The sequence below is a fragment of the Streptomyces sp. NPDC054783 genome, from assembly GCF_053611725.1.
Genome location: NZ_JBSHAY010000065.1, coordinates 1 through 24643, shown reverse-complemented (window position 1 = coordinate 24643; position 24643 = coordinate 1). Strand labels below are relative to the sequence as shown.

The window sequence follows — 24643 nt, the reverse complement described above, 5'->3', positions numbered from 1 at the left end:
GGAAGACCGCGCTGAACGCCTTCGACATCACCTTCGACGGCCGACTCTCAGCGGCCCGTCAGTAACCCAACCACCCTGGTTACACCGTTCGTTTGACAGACCCTTCGTGGCAGCGGGCGAGGCGATGGAAGGCGTTCTGCCAGGCGTGAGTGCGCTCGACGTGCCAGCGCCCGGCTCGCAAGGATCGGGGCCTTCTCACCCTTATGCGCTGTCCGGCCGCGCAGGCCCCGTTCGTTGAGCAGGGCACGGGTCCTGTCCGAGTCATAGCCTGCGTCCAGGTGCACCGTGATGTCGTCGGGCAGCGGCCCGAGGTCCGCCAGACGGTCCAGAGTGGGAGCCAGCAACGGGAGTCGTGGCAGTTCGCACCGGCCCGGACACGGCCGAGTGGGACTCCGTGGTCGTGCCGTAGGTCGTGGTGCTCTGGGTGGTGTGTCCGGAATGGAGCATTGGTCGACCTTTCAGCGCCGCATACCAGGCGGCCAAATGGCAGCGCCTGCCTTCTTTGCCCGTCGAGCGCCGAGGAAACCGCTGGACCGTCAAGGCCGACGCGGTCACCGCCCCCTGAGCACGCCATCGACACCACGGTGTACGACGCCGTCCGCACCGCGGTCATCCAACTGATCCGCTCCAGCGAGATCCGGCTCGCGTCCTCGGTCTGCGTGGTCTACTTCGTTCTGTACGACGCGGCGAGCGAGCACCAAGTACGAGAGCCCGCCGCCGCACACCACGCGGCCCTGTACGCGGACACCAGTTCCGCTGGCCCGCGCCGTAGCTGATGTGTCTGCCTGGCCCAGGCACCACACCCGAGGTGGCACTCGGCGTCCACCTGTTATCTCGCCATCGAGCTGGAGCTGTGTTCGGTGAGCAGGAGGGCGATGTCGTCGGCCCGGTAGGTGGAGCCGCGGGCGTGGTGCAGGAGCCGGTCGGCGAGCTCGTCCAGTGAGTCCGCGCGGGCGTGGGCCAGTGATACGCGCAGGCGGTCGATGCCCATGCCGATGTCGGTTCCGGGTCTTTCCACTAGGCCGTCGGTGTAGAGGGCGAGGACGGATCCCGGCGGGAGATCAATGTGGGTGGGATTGTAGGTGCTCGTGTGGTCCACGCCGAGGACTGTTCCGATGTCGAGGTCGAGGTTGTGTGTTGTGCCGTCGGGGAGGCGGAGCAGGGGGGCGAGGTGGCCGGCGGTGACTGCGTAGGCGTGATGGCGGTGGGTTTCGATGCGGATGTAGCAGCAGCTCGCCAGCAGGTCGCTGTCGAGGTCGATGAGGGTGCGGTTGACGCCTGACATCACGTCGCCGGGTGCGTGGCCGGCGGCCGCGAAGGCACGTACCGCACTGCGCAGCTGGGCCATGGTGGCTGCGGCGGCGATGCTGTGTCCCTCTACGTCGCCGATGACGAGGCAGACTCCGCTGTCGGTGGGGATGACGTCGTACCAGTCGCCGCCGATGTCCATGCCGCTGGTGGCGGGCAGGTACCGGGCGACGGTGCGGATGCCGGGGATTTTTGGTAGGCGGTGTGGCAGGAGCGCCTGCTGCAGGCCGTGCGCGACGGCGAACTCTGAGTCGTACAGGCGTGCTCGTTCCAGAGCCTGGGCGATCAGTCCGGCGAGTGCGGTCAGGACGCCGCGGTCCTTTTGTGTGAAGTGATGGGGCGCGTCGAAGCCGAGGACGCAGGTGCCGACCGGGCGGCCGGAGGCGATCAGTGGCAGATACACCCAGGAGCTCACCTGTCCTGTGGGGATGCCTGGGTAACCACGGGCGAGGTCCTTCTGGGACTCGATGAAGAGGGGCGCACCGGAGGTGAGGGTCTCCGTTCCAGGCAGGCGGGCGTGCAGTGGAACGCCCTGTAGCCAGTCGAGGAATGTCTCGTGGTGGCCGGTGTGGTGCAGGAGGTGCATTGCTTTGTTGCGGACCACATAGATCGCCATCTGCTGGCCTCCGAAGGCCGGCAGGAGCTGGTCGGAGACGACTTCGCAGACTTGGCGTGTGGTGACTGCCTCGGTCAGCGCGCTGCTGAGCTGCAGGACGTGGTACATCGCGCCCAGGCGCGCTGGTGCGGCGGCGGGTGCAGACGTCGGTGGAGGCGCAGGGGCTGCCTCGGCCGATGAGGGACGAGTGGTGGGGGCGACCCGTCCGGTCACCCCGTCGGGCTGGGGGTGGAGGGAGAAGGCGAGCCACTGGTCGGGCGGCCGACTGACCAGGAAGGAGGACGGCGCCTGCGAGATCATTGCGGAGCGGTGTCGGTACTCGACGCTGGGGTCGGACAGCCACGCCAGCACGTCCCACAGGCAGTGGCCGAGTATCTCGTCGGCGGAAACGTCCAGCAGGTGCAGAGCACGGCGGTTGGCGTAGGTGACCCGCCCGTCGGGGGCAAGGGAGAACAGCCCGTCCGACAGCCGTTCGACTGCTGCAACGGCTGCAGCCCCCGCCCCGGCATCCACGACCGCTCCCACCAGATGCCTCACCGGGAGCGCGTCGTCGGCTTCGGGTACACGGCCCCACAGCTCGACCGTGCGATAACTTTCTCCATCCTGTATACGCAGGCGCCGCGCGGTGATCCGGCCCTCACCCGCCTCGCGCGCGCAGGCCCGGAGGGCGGCACGATCACCCGGGTTCAGGCAGGCAGCGAGTGTGTCGGGACGTCCGTCGAAGGCGCCGGGATCGAGACCGAAGATCGCGCAGAAGGTGTCGTCCACGCTGAGGATGCCGGAGCCGAGGTTCCAGTCGAACAAGCCCACCCGCACGGCCGCCGCCGAGTAGGCCGGGGTCTCGACAGCAGCCGTCCCCGGTTCGCACTCCGCCGGATCACCGGTACGGGCGCGGAGTTCGGCCAGGGACTCACCGAGCCTGCGGGCGACGCTTCGCAGGTGGCGGCGCTGGGCCTTGGACAGCCCTTCGCTGCCCGGCGAAGCCGGCCACACGATCGCCAACGCCCCGAAAACTTCCCCACCCGCGCGCACCGGTACCGAGCAGGAGCCGAAGGCATACGGCAGAGCCACCGCGAGTTGCGGATAGCGCCGCATCGTCTCCTCGGCGTTCGCCAGGTGGACCGTGCGCCCGGACGTGTACGCCACGGTGACCGGAATGGGACTGCTCGCCGCGATGAGGCGCCAGCCACCCAGCAGCGAGGGCGGCACGCCGCACGTCGCGGCGAGAATGATCGACCTGCGGTCGCGTGAGCGCAGGAAGATGCTCCCCGCATACGCGCCCGTTCCCTGGACGGCCTCCACCACGGCGGCCGCGAGCACGTCCTCACGCTCCGCCGCCCCGTCGGCGGTCAACCCGCGCATACATCCAGTGTGCGCAGGTCAAAGCACGGGAACCCAACCGGGCGCGGTGATACGGGGCAGCCTGGCCTGGCACCCTCTACGAGGTGTACAAGCTTCGCTACGCACAGGCAGTCGAAGCCGTCTGGGACTCACTCCCCAAACCGGCCAGCGACGAGTTCGACCGCGCTATCGCTGCCGTCTGTGAATACCCGTGGGACCGCACCGAGCCACGCAGCGAAGACCCCGCGACATCGGCCGCATCCTCAACCTTCAGCACACCGTAACCGCACTGCTGATCATGGATGCGCCACCCATCCAACGGATCTACATCCGGCACATCGACTACCTCGGCTGAACGACGAGGGCCCCCGCAGGGGCGGGGCGCTTCTCATGTGTCCCGCTACGCCGCCTCCTCCACCGCCGATGGGTCGGCTACCTTCTCCCCGGCCGCACCTGCCGGATCCAGCCTGTCGACAGACCCAGCCCCGCAGCCAGCTCCTCGATCGGCACGCCGCCCGGATCGCCCGGTCCCGTCGCGACAGCCACCGGCTGTTCGCCTTGTCGCTGGCCACCGTCCGGTGCATCGCAGCTGCCAGCCGCAGCAGCAGTCGCCCGGCCGTGTCGTCCCACCAACGCTTCGCGCAATCCCCCTCGCGTCCGTGCGCCACCCCGCTGACAGTCCACCGTCAGGGAGTGCGGGCGGACCCAGCGGCGAGGCCGCGGGCGTCACATCAGGGCTGCAGCTCGGTCAGCCGGTACGGGTCCGGCAGCGGCGGCAACGGCACCCTAGCGCCCGCCCCAGCGTCGGCCGGGCCGCGATCTCCCCGTCGGCCTCCGGTCGCCCCAGGAGACGACCGCCACGAACCGCCTGGTGCGGTCGTAGGGCACGTCGTTGGGACCATCCCCGCGGGCGCGGGGACGACCCCTCCGACGTGTCGACGGTCAGCCCGTTATTCCCAGCCCCGTGTTCACGTATTGGGCCAGGTCCTGGGCCGGCCAGGCTTCCGCTCGCTAATGCTGACCTTCCTCGGAGCCACCGCCCCCGACTTTGGCAGGCACCCCCCTCTGACAGCAGGTTCGCGTCCTTCCGGCTGCCCAGGGCTTCCAGAACCCGGTGGCCGGCGTGCGGTTTCCTGATTCGTCCGGATGCCGCAATCCCATGTGCGCCTCGGACTGGGCGCTACGACGATCAAGACAGATCGATGCAAGCACCTCCTCGCCAGGCGAATCCACCCAAGGCGCGGCTGGGGCCGACTGCTCAACGATGAAGGAGGGCTCTTGCCGTACATAGCGCGGCTTCCGCTGGAGTCTGGGGGCTGTGTTCTGGTCGAGGCGCCGGCCACGGCTTCCGGGCCGGTGAAGGCCGGCCGCGTCGGGGATGCCATCCATGATCTGCCGGGGAGCCTGCAAGGGGCTTTGGGGCCGGTCACTGAGGCAGCGCGCGCCACGCTCCAGGAGTTGCGCAGGGCCGGGCCGGATGAGGTCACGGTGGAGTTCGGCGTCGATCTCGCGGTCGAGGCCGGAGCCGTGATCACCAAGACGGGTGCGAACTGCCACTTGAAGGTGACCATGATGTGGAAGAGGGATGAGCCCAGCCACCCCAGTCCGGACGGAAGTTCGGGGTGATTCGGTGGGCATGGGCGGCGCGGGTGTTGAAGGTGAGGGTGTATGGGGGCTTCCGTCTGCCGTGGCGCAGGTCGTGGGACCGGATGGCGAGGTGGTCGGGGCCGGTTTCTTGGTGGCCGAGGACGTCCTGGTCACCTGTGCGCATGTCATACAGGCTGCCGAAGGCGAACCCGGTGCAATAGTGCGACTGGTCTTTCCACATGCGGATGGTGCGCCTCAAGTGGAAGGACATGTCCTGGAGGAGTCGTGGCGGGCTCCTGAGGACGACGATGTGGCCGTCGTGCGCCTGACAAGTATGCCGGCGCGCACGAGAACGGTGCGGTTGGGCTCTGCTGAGGGGTGCCGGGGCCACCGGGTGCGCTCGTTCGGGTTTCCCGCCCAGGCCCCGCCGGGTGGGCATTTCGGCTTCGGGGTGACTGGTGACCTGCTGCCGGCGACCGAGGGCAAGGCAGTGCATCTGCAGTTGACCGATGCCAACGACCTGACCACCGGGTTCAGCGGCGCTCCGGTCCTGGATGAGGTGACCGGCCTGGTCATCGGCATGCTGACCGAGATCACCTGCCCCGACGAGCACGAGCGGGGACAGGGCATTGCCTACGTCACCCCCACACAGGTTCTGCGTCGGATCTGGCCCGAGCTGATCGAGCAGGAGGCGTCTCCGTACCGGGGGTTGGAGGCGTTCACCGCCGAGGATGCCCCGTGGTTTCAGGGCCGGGAAGACGCCGTGCGGCAAGTACTGGCGAGCCTGGGAGGGCAGCGGCGGCTGGTCCTACTGCTCGGTCCGTCCGGCTCTGGGAAGTCGTCGTTGATCCAAGCTGGCGTGCTGCCCGCGCTAGCCGCGGGCGATCTGCCCAGCAGCGACCGCTGGCTGCCCGTGGTCGCCCGACCGGAACAGGATCTACCGGCCGAACTCGAGCGTGCCGGACTACCCGGGGCAACCAGTGTGGGGGTCGCTGCAGCCGTCACGCGCGCACTCGAGGCCGAACCGAGTTGTGAGCGGGTCTTGCTGGTCATCGATCAGTTCGAAGAGCTGCTCGCCCAGCCCGCCACCGGCCAGGGCTGGGATGATCGTGTGGCCATCACGGAGGAGATCACCGCGTCGATCGCCTCGGAGGGGCGGCTCAGCGTGATCTTGATCATGCGAGATGACTTCTACCCCCCGCTGGCCGCCCTGGCACCAGAGCTACTGGAAGCTGCGATGCCCGGCCTGCTCAACGTGCCGGCCAGCTTGAGCCAGCACGACCTGCACGACATCGTCACATTGCCTGCCCGGGACGCGGGAGCCCACTTCGAGCCTGGACTGCCCGAACACATCATCTCCGATGTTCTTGCCACCACCCCCGAAGGGGGCAGCACCCGCCAGGTACCGGTCACCGTGCTGCCCCTGGTGGAGCTGACGCTTACACAGCTCTGGCAAAGACGCCACGAGGGATACCTCACCCATGACGCCTACCAGCGCATCGGCGGAGTCACCGGCAGCATCACCACCTGGTGCGAGACCGCTCTCAATCAGCTCACCCCCGAACAACGGCCCATCGCGCGGCGCATCCTGACCGCCCTGGTACGCCCCGGCGACCCCGTCCACCACATCCCTGCCGTCCGCGGACAAGTACCCCTGCACGAACTACGCGATCTGGCAACCGACCCCAACGCCACACCCGATGGCGACCAGGGGTTCGACGTTGTCCTCGCCTCCCTCACCCGCCACCGCATCATCACCACCCACACTCCCCACAGTCCCGAATATTCCGACGGTGCCGCCGGGCAGCCGGTGGCCGAACTGATCCATGACGCGCTCATCCGCGAGTGGGGCACACTGCGCGAATGGGTCCGCCAAGACCACCGCTTCCATGAATGGCTCGAGCACACCCGCGAACGCCACGCTCGCTGGGCCCAAACGGCAGACCCCGGAGACCTACTCGGCGGAACAGCCCTGGCCGAAGGCCTCGAATGGTCACAGCAACGCCCACTGCCAGTTGATATCGCCGCCTTCCTGAGCGCAAGCAAGCAACACCAACAAGCGGTCATCCGGCGCAGTCGACGCCTGAATGCGATCCTGGCCACCGTCCTCGCCCTCGTCCTCGTCGCAGCAGCAACAGCCTTGTGGCAATGGCGCTCAGCCGTCACCGAACGCCAAGCCGACCTGTCTCGGCAACTCGCGCGCCAGGCAAGCCTTCTGATCGACACCGATCCCGACCTCGCCTCACTCCTGGCCATCCAGGCCTACCGCGCCAGCCGCACTCCCGACGCCCTCGAGAGCCTCGAGGACGCCGCAGCTCTCCCGCTGAAGCGACGCCTGATCAGCCACACCGCCTCGGTGGAGTCGGTGGCGTTCAGCCCCGACGGGCGCACCCTCGCCACCGGCAGCGACGACAACACGACCCGACTGTGGGACGTGGCCACCGGCAGAATCCGCGCCGCCCTGCCCGGCCACACCAAGACAGTGACGTCTGTAGCGTTCAGCCCCGACGGGCGCACCCTCGCCACCAGCAGCTGGGACCACACCACCCGACTGTGGAACGTAGACAGCGGCAAACCCCGAGCCACCCTGCACGGCCACACCGACGCGGTAACGTCTGTGGCCTTCAGCCCCGACGGGCGCACCCTCGCCACCAGCAGCTGGGACCACACCACCCGACTGTGGAACGTAGACAGCGGCAAATCCCGCGTCACTTCCCCAGGCCATACCAGCTCGGTGACGTCTGTAGCGTTCAGCCCCGACGGGCGCACCCTCGCCACCGGCAGCTGGGACAACACCGCCCGACTGTGGGACGTGGCCACCGGCAGTATCCGCGCCGCCCTGCCCGGCCACACGACGGCGGTGACGTCTGTGGTCTTCAGCCCCGACGGGCGCACTCTCGCCACTGGCAGCTGGGACCGCACAGTGCGGCTGTGGGACGTGGCCCCTGGCAGATCTAGTTCCCCCCTGACCGGCCACACCGGCTCGGTGACGTCGGTGGCGTTCAGCCCCGACGGGCGCACCCTCGCCACCGGCAGCGACGACAACACCGCCCGACTGTGGGACGTGGCCACCGGCAGTATCCGCGCCGCCCTGCCAGGCCACACCAAGGCGGTGACGTCTGTGGCGTTCAGCCCCGACGGGCGCACCCTCGCCACCGGCAGCGACGACAACACCACCGGACTGTGGGACGTGGCCACCGGTAAAACCCGAGCCACCCTGATGGGCCTCACCAAGGCGGTGACATCGGTGGCGTTCAGCCCCGACGGGCGCACCCTCGCCACCGGCAGCGACGACAAAACGGTGTGGCTATGGGATGTGGCCACCGGCAAACCCCGAGCCACCCTGCACGGCCACACCAAGGCAGTGACATCGGTGGCGTTCAGCCCCGACGGGCGCACCCTCGCCACCGGCAGCGACGACAAAACGGTGTGGCTATGGGATGTGGCCACCGGCAAACCCCGAGCCACCCTGCACGGCCACACCAAGGCAGTGACATCGGTGGCGTTCAGCCCCGACGGGCGCACCCTCGCCACCGGCAGCGACGACAAAACGGTGTGGCTATGGGATGTGGCCACCAGGAAACCCCGAGCCACCCTGCACGGCCACACCGACGCGGTAAGGTCGGTGGCCTTCAGCCCCGACCGGCGCACCCTCGCCACCGGCAGCGACGATCACACCGTTAGGCTGCGGGACACGGTTCGTCCCCAACCCAGCGCAGCAATCCAAAAGATCTGCCAGGCCGTGAACCGCGACCTCAGCGCGGTCGAGCGCACCGCGTACCTACACGCCCAGTCCACAGAGCCGGTGTGCTCACCAAAGTGATGGCCAAAAGGTTGGTCAGCTGACGGGCGGATGAGCGGCACAGGCCTCGCCTCGGCACGGCCCGACCGCAGACAGCCGGGGCCCGGGCAGCTTGGTCATGCTGCTGCGCGGGCCCTGGACCCGTGCGTGGGTCAGCCGCCGTGGGCGGCGCTCACCAGGTCGGGCAGGAGCTTTGCCGACGAGCCTCTGGGCGCGAATCTGGTGGCCGCCTGAACCCAGCTCGCCAAGGCGTGCCACCGGTACGCCGACCACGTCGAGTCGGCCAAGATGAAGATCACCGATGACCGGGCGAACATCTTCCACGTGGACATGCCCTGGGACTCTCTCCCATGTTCGGCGGCAACGGTGACGACGGTGGCCTCCACGACGCCGTGCTGAGTGATCCGTGGATCCACCGACTCGGCGATGTGGCTCACGCCGTGGACACCTCCGAGAAGCGCGTCAAACTCCCCCAGGGTTCGGACGAACCACCCGGCCTCCCTGGCCTGCCGTTTCTCCCGGTCCCCGAGCCGGCACCCGTGCCGTTGGCTCTCGCGTCGTACAAGGGCGGTCTGCCCGGCGTCATACCCGCCGTCTACCGGGAGCCCGACCCCAACGTTCTGTACAAGGACCCTCTGCCACCGGTGAAGGGCACCACCCAACTGCTCAGCACCGCCGACCGGAAGGCGTTCGTGACGTGGGTGAACACGCTGCGACCCACGGGATTCGGTGGGAGGCCCGACGTGACAGCCCCCGCCAACGTCTACCAGCTGCGGACCGCCGGCTATCCCGAGCGGCTCATTCCGCTGCCCGCCGACGCCCGGAAGGGCGCTATCGCAGCGGACGGCATGCGGCCGGACGATGGCTACATGGTCGATGCCAAGTACGTGAAGGGCACCCCGGCTGCGCGATCTGGTCCAGGAGACCGAGCACCTACGGATCACACGCAAGACGGTGCTTGCCTTCGCAGGCGGCCCCGGCGAGCATCCGGGTCCCGTCCTGCCGGAGCATCCGGCCTGCCAGCAGATCCTGGCCGCCTTCGCTGAGCGGCGGCAGCCGATGCGGGCCCGCGACCTGTGCCAGGCCCTCGACCTCGACATCATCCCGAAGAACATCGAGAGCACACGGCACAAGCTCAAGCGACTCGTCGACCGCGGCATCCTCACCGAGCCCGAACACGGCCTGTTCAGTCCGTCCCGGGTGTAACAGGGCCAAGGCCAGAGGGCAGATACCGCAGGGCTATCGACGCGGTGTGCGCCGCTGTCGTGGCCTCGGCGAGGACCCCACCCATGTAGTGAGTGCTGACGGCGTAGAGCTTCTGCCGATGGGCGTCCAGGCACATCGGAACAACGGTGAGGCGTGGGCGAGTGCTCGTGGAGAATCGCAGCGTCCAGTGGCTGGTGAACGGGTAGAGCCCTCGCAGCGCCGGCTCCGCGTACGCGGCCTCGATGAGCGCACGGTATTCCGGCCAGTCCATCTCGCCGGCCTCTGTGCGTAGGTGCTGCCACTCGGACTCAGTCAGTCGCTCGGGATCGTGGTCGGGCACCTCGATGCGTCCGCTGAGGTGCACAAACGGTGCGGCGCGGCGGATCTCGGCCAACTCTACCCTGTCGTGCCAGGACTGCGCGGCCCGGGCAACTTGAGCGAGATCCTGCGTGTCCCCGTCGACGAGCGCCCGGTCCTGGAACGACTCGCACCCGCGGATCGACCAACGACGTTCGACCGCTCAGGCGTTGATAGCCAGGACCGTCCGATGCGGAATCATGCTCGCAACCGAGGCGTGGAGCAGCGGATTGGACTCGGGCGCCTTGAAAGAAACGGTGAGGCCGTCCTTGTCCGCTACGGTCTGGAGCGCCGCTGCGAGACTGTCTTCAGTTGCGATGTCAGGATACAGAGCTGCTGGATCATGGGAGGCTGCCATGAAGGGTGATTGTGCCGCAGCCGCCACGTGTGACGTAGTTCGGTTCCAAGTGCCGCCGTGGCACCAGCACACACGACGGTGCCTCCTCAGCCTCGGCGGGGTGAGCCCGCTTGTTGCCAAACGGCCGTCCGTAGCCTGGCATCCTCGCTCTCGCCCAGGCCGCCTTACCCAACCCCAGCCTCGAAACGGACAATCACTCGCAAATTATCCTCTCAGGTCTGTTCACGTGCGCCGGAAGTCCCGAGCCTGAGTTCTCGATGCCGCCGAGCGCGGCCTTCAGCAGCGCCGCCAGCTACCTCGCCGAGGGGCGCTCGAAGCATCCGGAGAGCTGCTTCCCGAGTCCCACCCGATGACCACCACGGCGCACGGGCGCGGGCGGTCTCCGCTGCCCCGTCACTGAGGGAAGGACAGGCTGCCCCTCTCGATCGTGGTGAAAGTCGCGATACCTCAAGGCGGTGCGGGTGCCCAGTGGAGACGCCATGGAGAGCTGGTGTCACAATCCCGGGACCACACGGCATAAGGGAGGGGAGCCCATGGGCTTCAGCTACCGCAAATCGCTCAAGGCTGGCCCGATTCGGGTGACAGCGTCCAAGTCCGGCATCAGCTACAGCGCGGGCGTAAAGGGAGCACGCGTTACCAAACGGGCCGACGGGCGCGTACAAACAACCCTCTCGGCACCAGGCACGGGCATGCGCTACACCACGACGGCCGGACGTCCCACCACCAGGCGGACACCCCCCAATGGAGGGCCGTACATCGTGATCAGCGACGGCTACGAGGTGACCAGTGAGCCCGTCAGATTCAAGGGCTTCGCGTTCCGCCGGATCATGCTCTACCCGGACCGTGTAGAGATCAGACGGCTGGTCCGCCGGCAAGTCATACCAGCCCACGACATCCTTGAGGTACGGGCCGGGGCTCCGTCATTGTCCGTACATGCTTACCTGTGGTTCGTCGTCCCAGGAGAAGAAAACGCATACACCTCGGATTCGAACCGGCGCGTGATCATGTTCAACACGTTCAGGCCTGGCCACCGCCGTACCTGGCGGCACTTGGTGGAGTTGATCGGGCAGGGCTAAGCCTTCGGGCCTTCAATCACGCGTGAGCCCCGGCCGCGGGACGCACCCACCGGTCGGGGCTTCCTCGGTCCCGCCATGAGGGTGCTCATGACCGCCCATCGGGCCCGGTCCCTTCAAGACCCTGCTATTGCCGCACATGACTGCCTGCTGCTGTCAACGGCCATTGAGATGGCCAGGTGGGCGGCCGTCGGGTGTCCGGGCTGGCGGCCACCAGAAATCCATGCCTTTGGCCAGCGGTGTTCCTGGGGGTGGGGGTCATGCAAAGGGGACCGTTCGCGCGAGATCAAAGCCCTCACCGACCGGCTGACGGGCATCAACACCGCACCGAGCTACAAGGCTCCGCCCGCAGAGGCCGCAACACCCGTGGCCCCGGCCAGCCGTCCTGCCGCCATAAGCCCCCATAGGTCGTCGATCACCCGGCAGACGGACTCCGCCCCCTGGACCGGAGGTTCCACGCTGAAGAATCCCACCGGCGGTATCTGTTGCAGTGGCTTCGGCATTAACGCCGCGTCCTACATGGTCAGTTTGCCAGGCCGTTTGTAGCAGCGGATGGCCGCGGCGAGACCAAGGAAGGCCAGGTAGTTGCGGTGGTCTCGTTCGCAGCGGTGGGGCAGCCGGCGAGCCATGCGATGGTGCGCTCGATGACCCACCTGCGGCGTCCGAGTCGCTCGCTGGAATCGACAGATGGACCATCGAGCGCACCTTCTCCTGGCTGACCGGCTACCTTCGGCTGAACCACCGATACGAGCGCCATCCCCGCAACCGCCTCGCCTTTCGCGGGCTCGCTGCAGCCATCTGCTGCCACCAGCGACTCGTCCGCCTCACCGGGTAGGACGCAGTCTTAAACCCCTGGTGGCTACGGCGTCGAGTTGCACTGAGAGAACCGCAGTCGGAGTCTGGAAGGGGCGCTGCTCCGAACGAGAAGACAGCCCGTGGCAGCATCCCGGCCAAAGGCGACCTGCCGGGAGTCTGCGAGGAGAAGCGGGGTGGAGTAGTCAGCGTCAATGGCCATACTGACCTGATTTCAAGCGCACGAAGCATCGGCGTCCTGTGAACACCAAGTGAGGCGATCGCGGTGTCACGCATACGCATGGCGGTCGAGATCCACAATGAGTCGCCTGTACCGCTCGTCTGGGCGACGGACAGGCTGGATTCGGGCGATTGGACCGACCCGTGGTATCCGTCACGGGCGAGTCCCATCGCGCCTGGCGCGACCGCGGAGTGGCGGGCCGAAGGAAACTTGGACGTGGTACCGACGACCGGTACCGAGGGCAGAGTCTGATACAACATCGATAGTGACCCAGGGCGGCAGTTGTACGTGCACTTCGACAGCCCTCTTATCGAGTCCCAGTACGGGAATACGTTCCACGTATGGGCACCGTCAGGTTTCGAAGCGGCATACAGCGGCGGCCAGGGCCACGAGGCCCGGCTCGTCATTCATCTCCGGGAGACCGCACGTGGTCAGGTTCCTGGCTTCACGCCGTCGGTCAACGGTTTCCAGTTCCCGAATCACTAGGGTCCTGGTCTTCCAGCGATGACCCTCGGATTCCTCTGGGATCGGCTGCTCGATGAGCTCGGCGGGGACGCCGCCAGTGCGCTGGGAATCGCCCAGGTCGATGACGGATGGCTGCCCATCACGCAGGCTCGCACGGGAATGTGCGGCGGCATGACGTTCGGTGCCATGGACTACTTCGCCGCAGGCAAGCTACCGCCTGCCCAGACGACGTCACCTGACTCCGAAGTCGACCCGCTCTTCCAGTTCATCAGGGGTCGGCTGCTTGACAGCTTCGACATCACTGGTTCCGGGAACCGGTGGCTCGGGTACTCCTCACCGCACTATCCAAACGGCGACGAAGGGTTCATACAGGTAGCTGGGCTGGCGCGTGGTCGCGCTTGGGTGACCTACCGGGACGAGTGGCCACGTATCCGGGACGACATTTATGCAGGGAGATTGTCCCCGATCGGGCTGATTCAGACCGACTCGCTCAACATCGGCAAGAACCACCAAGTGCTTGCCTACGCATATCAGCAGAGCGGCCAGGTGGTGCAGCTGTGGGTGTACGACAACAACTATCCACGCGAAGACGACATGCACCTCCAGTTCGACATCACCGACACAACGGGCGAGGTCCATGTCCAGCGCCTTGGCCCTTACGACGCTGATGAGCCACGGATCTTCTGCATCTTCCGCACCAATAAGTACAATCCACATACACCGTCGAACGGACGTCCAATTCCGCCGCCCGTGCCGGCCCCCGTCGACATGCCTCCCGCCGACATCATCAAGGCGCTGGGCAAAATCGGTGTGGACTTCAGTGTCGCTGAGGCTGACCTACTCGACTGGCTCGCCAATCCGCTCTTCACCCCCTATCCGGCTATTTCACAGGCGCTTATACTCCAGGGGTGGTCATTCAAGGCCCCGGTCTTCCTCGACGTCGTCGTGTGGAACTACGAGCACGCACCCGGCGCCACCTCGCCCCGTCGTGTTGAGGACGTGAACCGCGATATCCTGAAGGCTGCCGTTCTTGAGGGCTGGAACATACGTAATGGGACGCAAGTCACAGACTTTGAGCAGGTCCTCAAGTCTTGAGCTGGTCAAGCCGTGTCAGTGAGGGTTTCTCATCCCGTGTTTTGCGGGTGATGCCCCGGATCGTGGCGGTCTCCGTGACAGGGCAGGGCTCCTGGTTGTTGCATCGGTGATCTCGCTCGCCGGCCTTCCTACGAAGATTCATGTCGGTGAGCTCCCGTGACACAGGCTTGGCTGTCGATCAACTCCGCCGTCGGCAAGCCTCCGGCTACTCCTCGTCAGAGAGCGGTTGCTGGATGAACGAGCCGAGTTCGGTGACTGTCGCGACGGCGCGGACAGCGTCGAGTTCGGTCTCGTCGAAGGGGGTGCTGCCGGTGTCGGTCCCGAAGAGCAGGAGGACTTGGCTGTCGTCGCCCTCTTTACTGAGAAGTGAGATGTTCAGGACGTTGCCAGCGCGGGTGGGGGGCCTGCCGATCAGCGGAGCCAGATGGGTATCGACGGCTGTGACGATTGCCCCTGCGGGGTTGCCAGCGGCAGGACGGAGGTCCAGGACCTCGATGTCGATGCCGAGGTCGCGTCCGCCGGCGCGCGGGGCAGGGTCGGCGCCGACGAGAGACGGCAGGGTGACGGGACGGAACGTGCCCAGGTTCCGCGCGGTGGCGGTCGAGGCCAAGTCTGTGATGATGCCGTCGGGAGTCAATCCCGTGTCCGTGGACACCAAGAGGAGGTAGCGGTCCTGGTCGCGCTGGTTCAGCAGGCGTACCGCGGTGACGTTGCCTGCACGGTGGCGATGGGCCATCAGGCTGACCACGTGGCTCACGACCGCGCTCTTGACGTCCTCAGGCGTCGCGCTGCCCACCGGGCGGAGTTCGAGCGCGACGGTCGCGCGGGAGAAGTCGGCAGTGGGCACGGCTCTGTGCTCCTCGGGGATGCGGGGTAGGTCTCGGGTCGGGCACCGGCCAGCCGGGGCGGGCAGCCGGGCGGACTTGCTTTACGGAAAGAGCGGATTGAAGGGCCAGAGGAAGCGGTGCGCCGTGATCTTGCCGCCGTGGACCTCGGTCATGCTCACGCCCTCGGCATCCAGCCTTTTCGGAGCCTGCTCGCCGGCCCGATTGGTGAAGGTTTCTTTCTTCGAGAAGCCGCTCGCCTGCCAGACCGTCATCACCTGACCGTCCGCGACGAACATACGCTTGATCATGAACGTCAGTTGGTCAAACCTGGACTGATAAGCCTTGAGGTCAGCCGCGACAATCTGGGGCCCAGGGAGTGAGGTAAAGGCCTGATTTTCGATCGAGCTGTACTCCTGACCGACGATCTCTTCGGCCGCCGCTGGGTTCTTCTGATTCCAGACGTCTTCGAAGAAGCGACGGACCAGATCTTCATCGGATCTCACTGACATACGGCGGCTCCCGGATCGTGTCGGCCCGCCGTGGCGCTGTGCTGCGATAGCAGCTCTGTCGGGGGCCGAGCACGAATATATGACCGACACGATCATTGCGTCGGGAGCCACCAACGGCGACCAGCCAGATGGCGGAGCAGGCGTCACCAGAGCCTCGACGACGGGCGCCCCTTCTTGAGGATCGAACCCTTGGCCTTACGATCACGCCGGAGACGCTGCAAGGCCGCGTGACCCGTCGGCCGTCGGCATGCAGGCAGCGCACCCTCCGGGTCAGGACCTCATCGCTGATGCCCGCGATGCTGGACGGGATTTCGGTACGACCACGCCCGACCGCTCGTGGCGCTGACAGCACTTTCCGCCCCTCGTCCGCCTCACCAGGTAGGACACCGTCTAAAACTCCAGTCAGAAATCGTGTCCTGAGCTGGTTCTTCTTCGGTAGTGGCACTGCGCACCGCACGCAGGTCCCAGTAAGCGTCCTTTCGGCTCACCAGATAGCACACCTTGCCGTCCGACCAATCACAGTCACCCGTGACGCCCCGATCACCGTTGCCCCGTCCGGCGTTTGCCACAATTAGACACTTGCCCGACGCCCGGTCACGGATCTGGAAGGCATTCTCGTGCGCCTTCTGGTCGCCCCGGCGCAGGAACTCGAACCGCTGGGCGTCCGTGCCGTTGTCACGGTCACTCCCCTACAGCGAGGAGCCGGATTCCCGCCCTGACCGCCTTCAGCTTGTCACATCGCGCCGCCGTCGATGACCGACACGCTGTCCGAAGCGGTGTTGGCGACGTAGACATGGCGGTTGTCGGGGCTGACCGCCACTCCGCGAGGGCTGGAGCCGACGCTGACGCTACCCATCACCGTGTTGGTGCCGGTGGCGATCACCGACACCGTGTTCGACGCAAGATTGGCCACGTAAACGTGCGCGCCGTTCAGGGCGACAGCCACCCCGACCGGATTGTGCCCGACGGCGATGGTGGCGATGACCTGATTGCTGCTTGTCTCGATGACAGAAACGTTGTTCGAAGCGGCGTTCGTAACGTAGACGCGCCGCCCGTCCGGGGCCGCCGCCACGGCCGACGGGTTCTTGCCGACGTTGACGCTCGCCGTCACTGCGTTGGTGCCGGTGTCGATCATCGACACCGGGCCCCCGTTGGTGTTGGCGACGTAGACGTGGCGATTGTCGGTGGTCACCGCCAACCCGTTGGGGTCGGACCCGACCGTGATGGTGGCCGTCACCTGACGGCTCGTGGTGTCGATCACCGCCACCGAGTTCGCCGAGGGTTCGGCGGCGTAGGCGCGAAGGCCATCCGGCGCCACCGCGACCGCGAGCGGTTGCCCGTCGAGCGGGAGGGCAGCGACGACTTGGCCGGAGGCGGTATCGACCACCGACATCGAGGCCGAATGCTGGACCTCCACGCGACCTACGTTGGCGACGTAGAGCCGATCACCGCCCGCGGACATTGCCAGCCCCCAGGGGTTCTGGCCCACGGCGATCGTCCCGGCCAGTTGGTGGGAAGACGTATTGTCGCCGATCACCGACACTGTGTTCGCGCCGCTGTTGGCTACGTACACATGACGGCTGTCGGGAGCGGCCGCCGCTCCCAGCGGGCCGGCGCCGACGGCGATGGTGTCGGTCACCTGCCAGGTGGCGGTGTCGATGACGGAGACGTTGTCGGACCCGGCGTTGGTGACGTAGAGGTGGTGGTTGTCCGGGGTCGCCGCCACGGCGACGGGGTTGCTGCCGACGCTGATGGTGTCGGCCACCTGCCCCGTGGCGGTGTCAATGACGGAGACGGTATTAGAGCCCGCGTCGGCCACGTACAGGTGGAGACCGTCCGGGGCCAGCGTGACGCCCGCGGGGTTGGTACCGACGGCGATGACGCCGGTGACCTGCTTGCTGCCGGTGTCGAGCAGGACGACGGAATCCGATTGCGGAGCGCTGATGTAGGCCCGCCGGCCGTCCGGGCTCAGTGCCAGGCCACGCGGGCTGGCGTCCAGCGTGACGGTGTCGGTTGCCTGCGCCGTGGCGGTGTCGATGACGGAGACGCTGCTGGAGCCTGCGTTGGTCACATAGGCGTGCAGACCGTCCTGGGCCACAGCCACCGCGTTGGGACTGGTGCCGACGGCGATGGTGTCGATCACCTGGTGGGTGGCGGTGTCGATGACGGAGACGGTGTTGGCGCCGGAGTTGGCGACATACGCGTGGCGGTCGTCCGGGGTCAGGGCCACCTCACGCGGGCTGCCACCAACCGGGATGGTCTCTGTCACCTGGTGCGTGGTGGTGTCGATGACCGAGAGGGTGTTCGCGTTCGCACCCGAGTCGGTGACGTACGCATGGCTGCCGTCCCGCGTCAGGGCCACCCCCCGTGGACTTCCGGCGACAGGGATCGCGGCGTCCGCCCCCTGGCCTCCGGCGACCTCGATCACCGACACCTGGTCCGAGACCGAGGTCGCGACATAGACACGGCGGCCGTCGGGTGAGACCACCACCCCGCGCGGGTGGCCTGCGACAGGGACGGTGTCGGTGACCAGCGCCAGCGAAGGCGTCGTCGATCCGATGTCCGGTGTGCCCACAGCTGTCTCCCGGTACGTGCGGCTTCCCGCGGGGGCCGCCGCGCGTGCAGCCGCCCCTTTTCAGCATGGCCGCCCCGGATAGGGACCGCAATTCGCGACGCGGCCCAGGACAACCGCCGACCGCCACCGATCAGGGCGTCCCGCGGAACAGGAGCAGGACGGACTGTCCTTCGGCGAGCGCCGATTCCAACTTGTCCTGCAGTGTGCTGACCGGTAGCGGCCACTGGGACGGGCTGTCCGGGAAATACCCGGTGGAGATCAGCCCGTCGGTGTTCGCGGCCCACGGCAACTCACCGTCCAATCCGATGAGTTCAGCCGCCCGGCCGGACCGGCCGAACACCGCCGACCGGGCCAGGACGGCGTGCACGTAATCGCCGTACGCCGGGCGGAACCGAGCCGTGATCTCCGCGCGCAGCCGCGCGTCGGCGGGCGCGGTCGAGGCGAGCAGTGCCACGTACCGCGACCGGTCCAGGTGGTACGTCTCGGCGATCCGATGGCGTCCCGCTTCGTGGTGTAGCCGATCAACGTTGGGGCGTACGCCCCGGGGCGTGTGTCGATAGGGATTCCGCTCCCTGCCCGGCAGGCGGGCCACCATGCAACTCTCCCTGGTGAGCGGCCAGTTCAACCAGGAGGTGCATGATGGCCCTGTCCCAGCATGACTTACTTCGGCTGCTGGAGTCACTGCGTTCGGCGGAGGGACTCGAACTCGTCCGGTCCGTGGCCGAGCGGATGCTCCAGGAGCGGATCGAGGCCTAGGCGACGTCGAGGATCGGCGCGGAGTGGAACGAGCACACCGAGACACGCACCGCGCTGCGCAACGGGCACCGCGACAAGACGCTGACTACGCAGGCCGGTGACCTGGACCTGGCCATACCCAAGCTGCGCTCGGGCAGCTTCTTCCCGAGCCTGCTGGAGCGCCGCCGCCGCCTCGACCAGGCCCTGTTCGCCGTCATCATGGAGGCGTACGTCCACCGGGGTGTCCACCCGCTCGGTCGACGACCTGGTCAAGGCACTGGGAGCGGACAGCGGGATCTCCAAGAGCGAGGTCTCACGGATCTGCGCGGACCTGGACACCCAGCTGACCGCGTTCCGCGGCCGGCCCCTGGAACCACACCCGCCTCCCTACGTCTACTCGATGCGACCTACTGCAAGGCACGGGTCGCGCACCAGATCGTCTCGCGGGCCGTGGTGATCGCCACCGGCATCGCCGAGGACAGCGGCCGCGAGGTGCTGGGAGTGACGGTCGGCGACAGCGAGACCGAGGTGTTCTGGACCCAGTTCCTGCGTCATCTGCGTGAACGCGGCCTGGGCGGTGTCCGGCTCGTGCTCGGCGATCACCACTCTGGCCTGGTCAAGGCGATCCGCAAGGTCATGATCGGCGCGGCCTACCAGCGTTGCCGGGTTCATTTCCTACGCAATGTCTTCGGAGTGATCCCCAAGGACGCCGCGGAAATGGTCGCCGCGACCATCCGCACCATCTTCGCCCAACCCGACCAGGACGCCGTCCGCAACCAACTCGACACGGTCGCCGACATGCTTGGCGCACAGTTTCCCCAGGTCAAACAGATGCTCCTGGACGCCAAGGACGACCTCACCGCCTTCGCCGCCTTCCCTGAACGGCACTGGAAGAAGATTCAGTCCACAAACCCGCTGGAGCGAATCAACCGCGAGATCAAACGCCGGGTCGATGTCGTCCAGGCCTTCCCCAACGACGACTCGCTGCTGCGGTTGGTCACCGCCGTGCTCTTCGAGATACACGCCGAGTGGATCGCCTTTCCCCGCCGCTACCTACCCGAAGGCAGCATGGATCAGATCTACCCCACCGAGCCCGGCGAAAGCGCCCCCGCACTCCGCAACACCACCAACACGACCGACGATTGATCGCCTACACCACGTCAAGGGACATGACCGCCTGATTCATGACACCCCCTGGAGTGATGAGGCGTGGCTGAGGAGTCGACTGTGTCGTGGCAGTGGGATTTCGGTGCTTGGGCATGACGGAGTCCCTGCGCGGTGGTCGGCTTCTCCAAGGTCCTTCGCAGCAGTCTCACATGGACCTTGGGACGCAACCCGATAGCCCGCACGTAGAAAGTGCCCTCCGCTTGGACCGACCGAACCCCTCAGCAAGGTTCATCGTGCCACCCATGAGGGCCGGGCTTGTCAAGCGTAGAAGTGGCCCCGACCTGCGGCTTTTTGTTGTTCGCCGAGGTGCTTTCCTTTGTGGGTCTTCCTCGTACTTGTGTGGCAGGGCCGATGAGTGGCCGCCCTGAATCGGGAGCGAGGAAGCGTCGCCGCTGTTCAGGGATTTGCTCGTTGACGTCCCCGATGCGCTGGTGGTCTGGCGGAGTGGGCTCACATCCACCCATTCGGCGTCTGGCCGGGCGGGCCGGCGCCATGACCGTGGTTCGGGGATCCGGGCTGCTCAGTCAAGTCATCGAGCGCGGGCGACAGCCCGTCTCATGGGAAGATGCGAGCTCACCCGGGGTCTGCGATCGCCCCTGGCAGTTGTCGTTGGCTGGTGTCAACGGGACCCCGCCGGTCAGGTGGTGCCTGGGCAGCGCGCGGCAGATGGTAGGCGCGGGCCAGCAGGCGGCGGGCGATCGCGGTGGTGGCGATCTTCTTGCTTCGGCGCGCCGGGTGAGGCGCTGGTAGGAGGCGGCGAACTCCGGAGAGCACTTGGCGGTCGGGGCGGCCTCACGCAAGATCCACCGCAGCCAGTCCGAACCCTGCTTGGAGATGTGTCCGTGCCGGACGGTCGTATCCGAGCTGCCGACCGTCGGGGTGAGCCCCGCCCACGCGGTGAGCTTGTGGGCGGAGGGAAAGCGGCTGATGTCACCGATCTCGGCCACGATGATCAGGGCGGTGAGCGTGCCCACCCACGGCAGCTGGGTGAGGGCTTTGACCCGCGGATCACCGCGGGCGTGCGCGACCAGCTGCTGGTTCAGGGCGTCGATCGGTTCTTTGAGCGCGTCCGTCAGGACCAGAAGATCGTCGGCCACGCGGCGCGCGGCGGCCGCCAGGTCCAGGCCGTCGGGCCAAACCCGTCCCGGAGCGGTGAAGTAGCTGCCGGAGCGGTCGCAGCCGTAGTCCGCCAGGACGGCATGGACACGGTTGCGCAGCAGCGTGCGCAGACGCACCAGCTGGCAGCGGTGGCGCAGCAGAGCCCGTCGCTGGCGCACATGAAGCGGGGCGATCCACGCCTCCGGCAGCAGATCCGCACGCAGTAGCTGGGCGAGGGTCGCCGCGTCGACCTTGTCGTTCTTCAGCCGCGCGGAGGCGATGGCCTTGAACCGCAGCGGGTGCACCAGGTGCGGCTCGAAACCGTAGTCCTCCAGCAGTTCCACCAGCCAGCCCCAGCCGTAAGCGGCCTCGTAGGCCACCGGGGCTCCGATCGGGAGATCCCCGATCGCCGAGAGCACCGTCTCGACCCCGTTGGACACGTTCCGATTCACCTGCACCGCACCGTCATGATCAACGACCGCAATCTGCGAGCGCTTGCGGTGCACGTCGATGCCGACGTAGACCGACATTGAGGGCCTCCTTCCCGAGCACGTATGGGACCCGGAACCAGAATCCACCGGGCTGTGCAGGGAAGGGGACCCGGCCCTCATAGAGTCAGCTCAGGAAGGCACTTTCGCATTTCCGCCTCGCCAGCCGCCGTACCCAACCGAAACGGCGAGGTTAATCGTCAGCTCCCAGGGCTTGGGCATAGTCGCGTGATGTCCGGTTCGTAATCACGTGAGGCCGCAGAGGGCGAGCGGGCGTTTCGGGTCACGGGAGTTGGCGCGGAGTACAGCGGTAATGTTGCGGGTGCCGGCGATGCGTAGGGCGCCAATGGCGAGGTTGCGCCAGATGGCCATGGTGCGGGGCGCGCTGCCGGTCCGAAGCTGTCAGGCGACTACGCCGAAGGCCTGGCAGTGGACGGCGTCGCCCTCACGGAGCAATACACCGGGCCAACAGCTCCGCCCGGAGCCACGATGGGTTGTACAGGGGCCGCTCGGTGCTCCGTCACAGTGCTGTCGACGCAGGAGAAACTCATGGCCTTCGCCGAGGACTTTGCCGCCGCGCTTTCCAACCGCGGTATCCAGATGGACCCTGCCGACGTCCCCGCCCCGGATGTCATCGGTGGTGCGCTGGACAACATCAACGGTTACATGAGCGAACTCGACGAGGCCGTGCGTGAAGGGTTCGACGAGAGCTCGCTCGAGTTCGCCGTCTGCTCGACCCTTGCCGACCCGACGGTGAACGTCGCCCCCGAGATCTCTTCGATCCTCGCCGCCTACGACCGCACCGCCAATATGCGTCTGACCGAGCTGCTGCAGGTGACGCGCGAATCGCTCGACCAGGCTCAGGGCCAGGCCTAGGCACCCGGCCCAGCCGGTCGACCGACAGAACGGAGGAGAGACATGGCGATCGAGGAATTCGCCGATTGCTACGGAACGCGGGTACAGACCACCATCGACTCCATCATCGACGATCTGCGCGCCCTGGGCGCCGACGCCATCCGCCGGGTCGTCGAGTGGAACCGGAACCTGCGCGACGCCGACCGGGCTCTCGTACTGGCGCTCGCTGGCATCGCATCCGGTGTGATCATCAAAATTCTCGAGAAACTGCTCGGTCCGACCGCCGCCGTGTGCTTCGTGGGGCTGCTCGGAGGCGCGTCCTGGACCCTGCTGATCCGCTCCTTCGCTGAGTGCGTGGACCGCCTCTGAACTCGCCCGTACATCGCCCGGATAACTCCCGAGTTGCGGTCCGGCAGGAACCGGATATGCAACCCCAACGGTAAGCGCGCGAGACTCAACGATCCCCAGGACGTCAGGTATGTCCAGGCTCTCGTCAACGACTGGCGCGCCAGCACGGAGGGATCGCTCATCGCCGTCGATGGTTCGTTCAGCGAAGATACCGTCGGCGCCCTCTCGGACCTTCCAGAGCAAGGCCGGCCTCGACGACACCGGTCTGGCGGACTTCGTCTTCGGTGAGGATCCCGACGGCGTCGATCCCGAACTGGAGGAGGAGTCGGGCCTGCAGACGGCATTCAACAGTTTCGTGCAGCAGTACCTTCAGAATCTTCGCGACACCGTGTAGTGAATGCGCCGCGAGAACCTTCCACTACGGAAGTCGCCATGCCCATGCTGCTCATCAAAGGGCTTCTACGAAGTCAAAGGATCGCAACCGGACGGGGACACGGTTCATTTCACCGCCGACGACCCCATCGAGTGGAATCTTGTCGGCGGTGGCGGTGGGCGTGCCGTCGAGCACAATGTCCTGGGGCGCGCGGCGCTGCGTCTGGATGCGATCGACGCGCTCGAGACGCACTACGGCCCGGAGCATCTTGCCAGTGCTCTCCTCCAACACCTGCCCGTGATCGTTCCACCGGCCCATGTGCACTCCCACCAGGTGCCGGATCCGCCGGGGTAGTCCACCAACTGCACTCTGCAGGGCGGGAAGGGTCAATGCGCGGGAATCCTGAAGGATCTGTGTGACCGTCCGAGCATGATGCGAAGAAGGGGCCATCGACACGCCGGGACTCCCTTTGCAACGAAGGAGTGGGTCTCAACGCTCGCACGAACCGTCCGCATGTCATTGCAGCCGAGTGCACACAGACAGCGCAAGAGGGACCTGCCGGTCGGCGGGTCACTACGGGGGCGCGCATGAGCAGGACGAGGTTCCTTGGGCCGTGTGCGCGCCTCCTCGGGACGTTACTTCCTGGCTCTGCGATCGCGCATATTCGTGAAGCGCCAAGGCGGAGGGGCAAGGCTCAGCCTGATCGGCTGTGAATACCGCAGGTTTTGAATACCGGCACTTCACCAGTGGGTCCGCGAGACGAGCGAAGCGATTGTTGGCGCAATCACCGGCTCCCTGACCGCTCCGCGGACGCTGCTGCTCGGCAGGTACGACGAGGAAGGCCGCTTCCAGTACGTGGGCCGCACGACCACCCTCGCCTGGGCGGCAGGCGCTGCGGTCGCCGGTTTGCTGACTGCGGGGCGGCGCGGGCATCCGTGGACGGGCTGGTCGTTCTCCGCGGGATGGGGCAGCCGGGAGCAGATGGACATCACGCTGGCGGAACCCGAGCTGGTGGTGGAAGTCGGCGTCGACGTCGCCCGAGATGCCTCCGGCCTGTGGCGCCACCCCGCCCGCTGGCACCGCACCCGCCCCGACCTCTCCCCCACCGACGTTCCCCGCCTGACGTCGCCGCCGCACTGACGGCGGCACGGCGCGGAGGACCCCGGCCGACGCGCAACCGGCTGAGCGGCACCCCGATCCCCGGCCGCGGCCACTGAACCTTGAGCGCGCCACCGAAACTTGGCAGGCGCGAGTTCGTGACACGGTCACGTCCGCTGGAGTGGTGTATCGACGGCCACTCGGTGATCTCGTTTTGAGGCTATGCGGTCCTACCTTGTTCGTGGGTTGGACGGGCCATCGTAAGGTCCAGAGACCCAGAGACACTGGGTATGGCTTCTATGCGGTTGCCCTCGATGGTTCCACTCACC

22 protein-coding genes and 5 pseudogenes are annotated in these 24643 nt (G+C 66.9%); 15 read left to right on the top strand and 12 right to left on the bottom strand.

Annotated features, from left to right (window positions below; genetic code table 11):
• Positions 1-103 precede the first annotated feature (103 nt).
• A pseudogene (locus ACWGJ5_RS45110) lies at positions 104-394 on the bottom strand (transposase); the annotation flags it as partial.
• Positions 395-584: 190 nt separating this feature from the next.
• Between ACWGJ5_RS45110 and ACWGJ5_RS45105 the strand changes: the two are divergent.
• The gene (locus ACWGJ5_RS45105) at positions 585-776 is read left to right on the top strand and encodes a hypothetical protein (protein ID WP_453315408.1); all 192 of its coding nucleotides are present in this window, start codon (positions 585-587) and stop codon (positions 774-776) included.
• Positions 777-829: 53 nt separating this feature from the next.
• On the opposite strand, the gene ACWGJ5_RS45100 is transcribed toward ACWGJ5_RS45105, so the two are convergent.
• Positions 830-3286: a SpoIIE family protein phosphatase gene (locus tag ACWGJ5_RS45100; RefSeq protein WP_453315407.1), complete on the bottom strand. Its 2457-nt coding sequence runs from the start codon at positions 3284-3286 to the stop codon at positions 830-832.
• A 190-nt stretch (positions 3287-3476) separates the two neighbouring features.
• Here ACWGJ5_RS45100 and ACWGJ5_RS45095 point away from each other — a divergent pair, with 190 nt between their 5' ends.
• The 3 genes from ACWGJ5_RS45095 to ACWGJ5_RS45085 all read left to right on the top strand — a co-directional run bounded on the left by ACWGJ5_RS45095 (position 3477) and on the right by ACWGJ5_RS45085 (position 8675).
• Positions 3477-3620, top strand: a complete 144-nt coding sequence (locus ACWGJ5_RS45095; protein ID WP_453315406.1) for a hypothetical protein — start codon at positions 3477-3479, stop codon at positions 3618-3620.
• Between the two features lie 791 nt (positions 3621-4411).
• Positions 4412-4891: a CU044_2847 family protein gene (locus tag ACWGJ5_RS45090; protein ID WP_453315405.1), complete on the top strand. Its 480-nt coding sequence runs from the start codon at positions 4412-4414 to the stop codon at positions 4889-4891.
• Positions 4892-4952: 61 nt separating this feature from the next.
• Positions 4953-8675: an nSTAND1 domain-containing NTPase gene (locus tag ACWGJ5_RS45085; protein ID WP_453315404.1), complete on the top strand. Its 3723-nt coding sequence runs from the start codon at positions 4953-4955 to the stop codon at positions 8673-8675.
• Between the two features lie 131 nt (positions 8676-8806).
• On the opposite strand, the gene ACWGJ5_RS45080 is transcribed toward ACWGJ5_RS45085, so the two are convergent.
• The gene (locus tag ACWGJ5_RS45080) at positions 8807-9316 is read right to left on the bottom strand and encodes a hypothetical protein (RefSeq protein ID WP_453315403.1); all 510 of its coding nucleotides are present in this window, start codon (positions 9314-9316) and stop codon (positions 8807-8809) included.
• On the opposite strand from ACWGJ5_RS45080, the gene ACWGJ5_RS45075 reads away from it, so the two are divergent.
• Together ACWGJ5_RS45075 and ACWGJ5_RS45070 are read left to right on the top strand one after the other, a co-directional pair.
• On the top strand, positions 9299-9700 hold the full coding sequence (locus tag ACWGJ5_RS45075; protein WP_453315402.1) for a restriction endonuclease fold toxin-2 domain-containing protein: 402 nt from the start codon (positions 9299-9301) through the stop codon (positions 9698-9700). The genes ACWGJ5_RS45080 and ACWGJ5_RS45075 overlap by 18 nt on opposite strands.
• Positions 9609-9860 (top strand): hypothetical protein, encoded by a 252-nt coding sequence (locus tag ACWGJ5_RS45070; protein ID WP_453315409.1) that lies wholly within the window; start codon positions 9609-9611, stop codon positions 9858-9860. The genes ACWGJ5_RS45075 and ACWGJ5_RS45070 overlap by 92 nt, the downstream gene beginning before the upstream one ends.
• Here ACWGJ5_RS45070 and ACWGJ5_RS45065 read toward each other — a convergent pair.
• Together ACWGJ5_RS45065 and ACWGJ5_RS45060 are read right to left on the bottom strand one after the other, a co-directional pair.
• Positions 9841-10131 (bottom strand): DUF6193 family natural product biosynthesis protein, encoded by a 291-nt coding sequence (locus ACWGJ5_RS45065; protein ID WP_453315401.1) that lies wholly within the window; start codon positions 10129-10131, stop codon positions 9841-9843. The two genes, ACWGJ5_RS45070 and ACWGJ5_RS45065, sit on opposite strands and share 20 nt — an antisense overlap.
• A 249-nt stretch (positions 10132-10380) precedes the next feature.
• Entirely contained in the window at positions 10381-10575 is a 195-nt protein-coding gene (locus ACWGJ5_RS45060; RefSeq protein WP_453315400.1) for a hypothetical protein, read from the bottom strand.
• A 533-nt stretch (positions 10576-11108) separates the two neighbouring features.
• Between ACWGJ5_RS45060 and ACWGJ5_RS45055 the strand changes: the two genes are divergently transcribed.
• The gene (locus ACWGJ5_RS45055; RefSeq protein ID WP_453315399.1) at positions 11109-11651 is read left to right on the top strand and encodes a DUF4236 domain-containing protein; all 543 of its coding nucleotides are present in this window, start codon (positions 11109-11111) and stop codon (positions 11649-11651) included.
• 512 nt (positions 11652-12163) lie between these two features.
• Here ACWGJ5_RS45055 and ACWGJ5_RS45050 read toward each other — a convergent pair.
• Positions 12164-12333, bottom strand: a pseudogene (locus ACWGJ5_RS45050) (IS5/IS1182 family transposase); the annotation flags it as partial.
• Here ACWGJ5_RS45050 and ACWGJ5_RS45045 point away from each other — a divergent pair.
• Together ACWGJ5_RS45045 and ACWGJ5_RS45040 are read left to right on the top strand one after the other, a co-directional pair.
• Positions 12325-12483 (top strand): annotated as a pseudogene (locus ACWGJ5_RS45045) (transposase); the annotation flags it as partial. The pseudogenes ACWGJ5_RS45050 and ACWGJ5_RS45045 overlap by 9 nt on opposite strands.
• 702 nt (positions 12484-13185) lie before the next feature.
• A complete protein-coding gene (locus ACWGJ5_RS45040; protein ID WP_453315398.1) occupies positions 13186-14241 on the top strand; it encodes a hypothetical protein in 1056 nt (351 codons plus the stop codon).
• A 205-nt stretch (positions 14242-14446) separates the two neighbouring features.
• Here the strand turns inward: ACWGJ5_RS45040 and ACWGJ5_RS45035 are convergent, their stop codons facing one another.
• The 5 genes and pseudogenes from ACWGJ5_RS45035 to ACWGJ5_RS45015 all read right to left on the bottom strand — a co-directional run bounded on the left by ACWGJ5_RS45035 (position 14447) and on the right by ACWGJ5_RS45015 (position 18747).
• A complete protein-coding gene (locus tag ACWGJ5_RS45035) occupies positions 14447-15088 on the bottom strand; it encodes a hypothetical protein (protein WP_453315397.1) in 642 nt (213 codons plus the stop codon).
• Positions 15089-15169: 81 nt separating this feature from the next.
• Positions 15170-15577, bottom strand: coding sequence for an ester cyclase (locus ACWGJ5_RS45030; protein ID WP_453315396.1), 408 nt, complete (start codon positions 15575-15577; stop codon positions 15170-15172).
• 371 nt (positions 15578-15948) lie between these two features.
• Positions 15949-16230, bottom strand: a pseudogene (locus ACWGJ5_RS45025) (hypothetical protein); the annotation flags it as partial.
• 80 nt (positions 16231-16310) lie between these two features.
• Positions 16311-18152 carry a YVTN family beta-propeller repeat protein gene (locus ACWGJ5_RS45020; protein ID WP_453315395.1) on the bottom strand — a complete coding sequence of 614 codons (1842 nt, stop codon included), beginning with the start codon at positions 18150-18152 and terminating at the stop codon, positions 16311-16313.
• Positions 18153-18282: 130 nt separating this feature from the next.
• Complete coding sequence (locus tag ACWGJ5_RS45015; protein WP_453315394.1) at positions 18283-18747, bottom strand: hypothetical protein; 465 nt, start codon at positions 18745-18747, stop codon at positions 18283-18285.
• Positions 18748-18791: 44 nt separating this feature from the next.
• Here ACWGJ5_RS45015 and ACWGJ5_RS45010 point away from each other — a divergent pair.
• Positions 18792-20033 (top strand): annotated as a pseudogene (locus ACWGJ5_RS45010) (IS256 family transposase).
• A gap of 545 nt (positions 20034-20578) precedes the next feature.
• On the opposite strand, the gene ACWGJ5_RS45005 reads toward ACWGJ5_RS45010, so the two are convergent.
• Positions 20579-21682 (bottom strand): IS110 family transposase, encoded by a 1104-nt coding sequence (locus ACWGJ5_RS45005; RefSeq protein ID WP_453315393.1) that lies wholly within the window; start codon positions 21680-21682, stop codon positions 20579-20581.
• Between the two features lie 507 nt (positions 21683-22189).
• Here ACWGJ5_RS45005 and ACWGJ5_RS45000 point away from each other — a divergent pair.
• From ACWGJ5_RS45000 to ACWGJ5_RS44980, 5 genes are all read left to right on the top strand, one after another.
• Positions 22190-22516 carry a hypothetical protein gene (locus ACWGJ5_RS45000; protein WP_453315392.1) on the top strand — a complete coding sequence of 109 codons (327 nt, stop codon included), beginning with the start codon at positions 22190-22192 and terminating at the stop codon, positions 22514-22516.
• 42 nt (positions 22517-22558) lie between these two features.
• On the top strand, positions 22559-22864 hold the full coding sequence (locus tag ACWGJ5_RS44995) for a hypothetical protein (protein ID WP_453315391.1): 306 nt from the start codon (positions 22559-22561) through the stop codon (positions 22862-22864).
• A 169-nt stretch (positions 22865-23033) separates the two neighbouring features.
• On the top strand, positions 23034-23237 hold the full coding sequence (locus ACWGJ5_RS44990) for a hypothetical protein (protein ID WP_453315390.1): 204 nt from the start codon (positions 23034-23036) through the stop codon (positions 23235-23237).
• Between the two features lie 3 nt (positions 23238-23240).
• Positions 23241-23570 (top strand): hypothetical protein, encoded by a 330-nt coding sequence (locus tag ACWGJ5_RS44985; protein ID WP_453315389.1) that lies wholly within the window; start codon positions 23241-23243, stop codon positions 23568-23570.
• 501 nt (positions 23571-24071) lie between these two features.
• On the top strand, positions 24072-24356 hold the full coding sequence (locus ACWGJ5_RS44980; protein ID WP_453315388.1) for a hypothetical protein: 285 nt from the start codon (positions 24072-24074) through the stop codon (positions 24354-24356).
• Positions 24357-24643 lie beyond the last annotated feature (287 nt).

Coding starts and splice junctions, on each gene's coding strand:
- ACWGJ5_RS45090 (WP_453315405.1), top strand. CDS start 4,412: ATGCCGCAATCCCATGTGCGCCTCGGACTGGGCGCTACGACGATCAAG.
- ACWGJ5_RS45030 (WP_453315396.1), bottom strand. CDS start 15,577: ATGTCAGTGAGATCCGATGAAGATCTGGTCCGTCGCTTCTTCGAAGAC.
- ACWGJ5_RS45005 (WP_453315393.1), bottom strand. CDS start 21,682: ATGTCGGTCTACGTCGGCATCGACGTGCACCGCAAGCGCTCGCAGATT.
- ACWGJ5_RS45065 (WP_453315401.1), bottom strand. CDS start 10,131: ATGGACTGGCCGGAATACCGTGCGCTCATCGAGGCCGCGTACGCGGAG.
- ACWGJ5_RS45060 (WP_453315400.1), bottom strand. CDS start 10,575: ATGGCAGCCTCCCATGATCCAGCAGCTCTGTATCCTGACATCGCAACT.
- ACWGJ5_RS45015 (WP_453315394.1), bottom strand. CDS start 18,747: ATGGTGGCCCGCCTGCCGGGCAGGGAGCGGAATCCCTATCGACACACG.
- ACWGJ5_RS44985 (WP_453315389.1), top strand. CDS start 23,241: ATGCGCCGCGAGAACCTTCCACTACGGAAGTCGCCATGCCCATGCTGC.
- ACWGJ5_RS45055 (WP_453315399.1), top strand. CDS start 11,109: ATGGGCTTCAGCTACCGCAAATCGCTCAAGGCTGGCCCGATTCGGGTG.
- ACWGJ5_RS45040 (WP_453315398.1), top strand. CDS start 13,186: ATGACCCTCGGATTCCTCTGGGATCGGCTGCTCGATGAGCTCGGCGGG.
- ACWGJ5_RS45000 (WP_453315392.1), top strand. CDS start 22,190: ATGGCCTTCGCCGAGGACTTTGCCGCCGCGCTTTCCAACCGCGGTATC.
- ACWGJ5_RS44995 (WP_453315391.1), top strand. CDS start 22,559: ATGGCGATCGAGGAATTCGCCGATTGCTACGGAACGCGGGTACAGACC.
- ACWGJ5_RS44990 (WP_453315390.1), top strand. CDS start 23,034: ATGGTTCGTTCAGCGAAGATACCGTCGGCGCCCTCTCGGACCTTCCAG.
- ACWGJ5_RS45100 (WP_453315407.1), bottom strand. CDS start 3,286: ATGCGCGGGTTGACCGCCGACGGGGCGGCGGAGCGTGAGGACGTGCTC.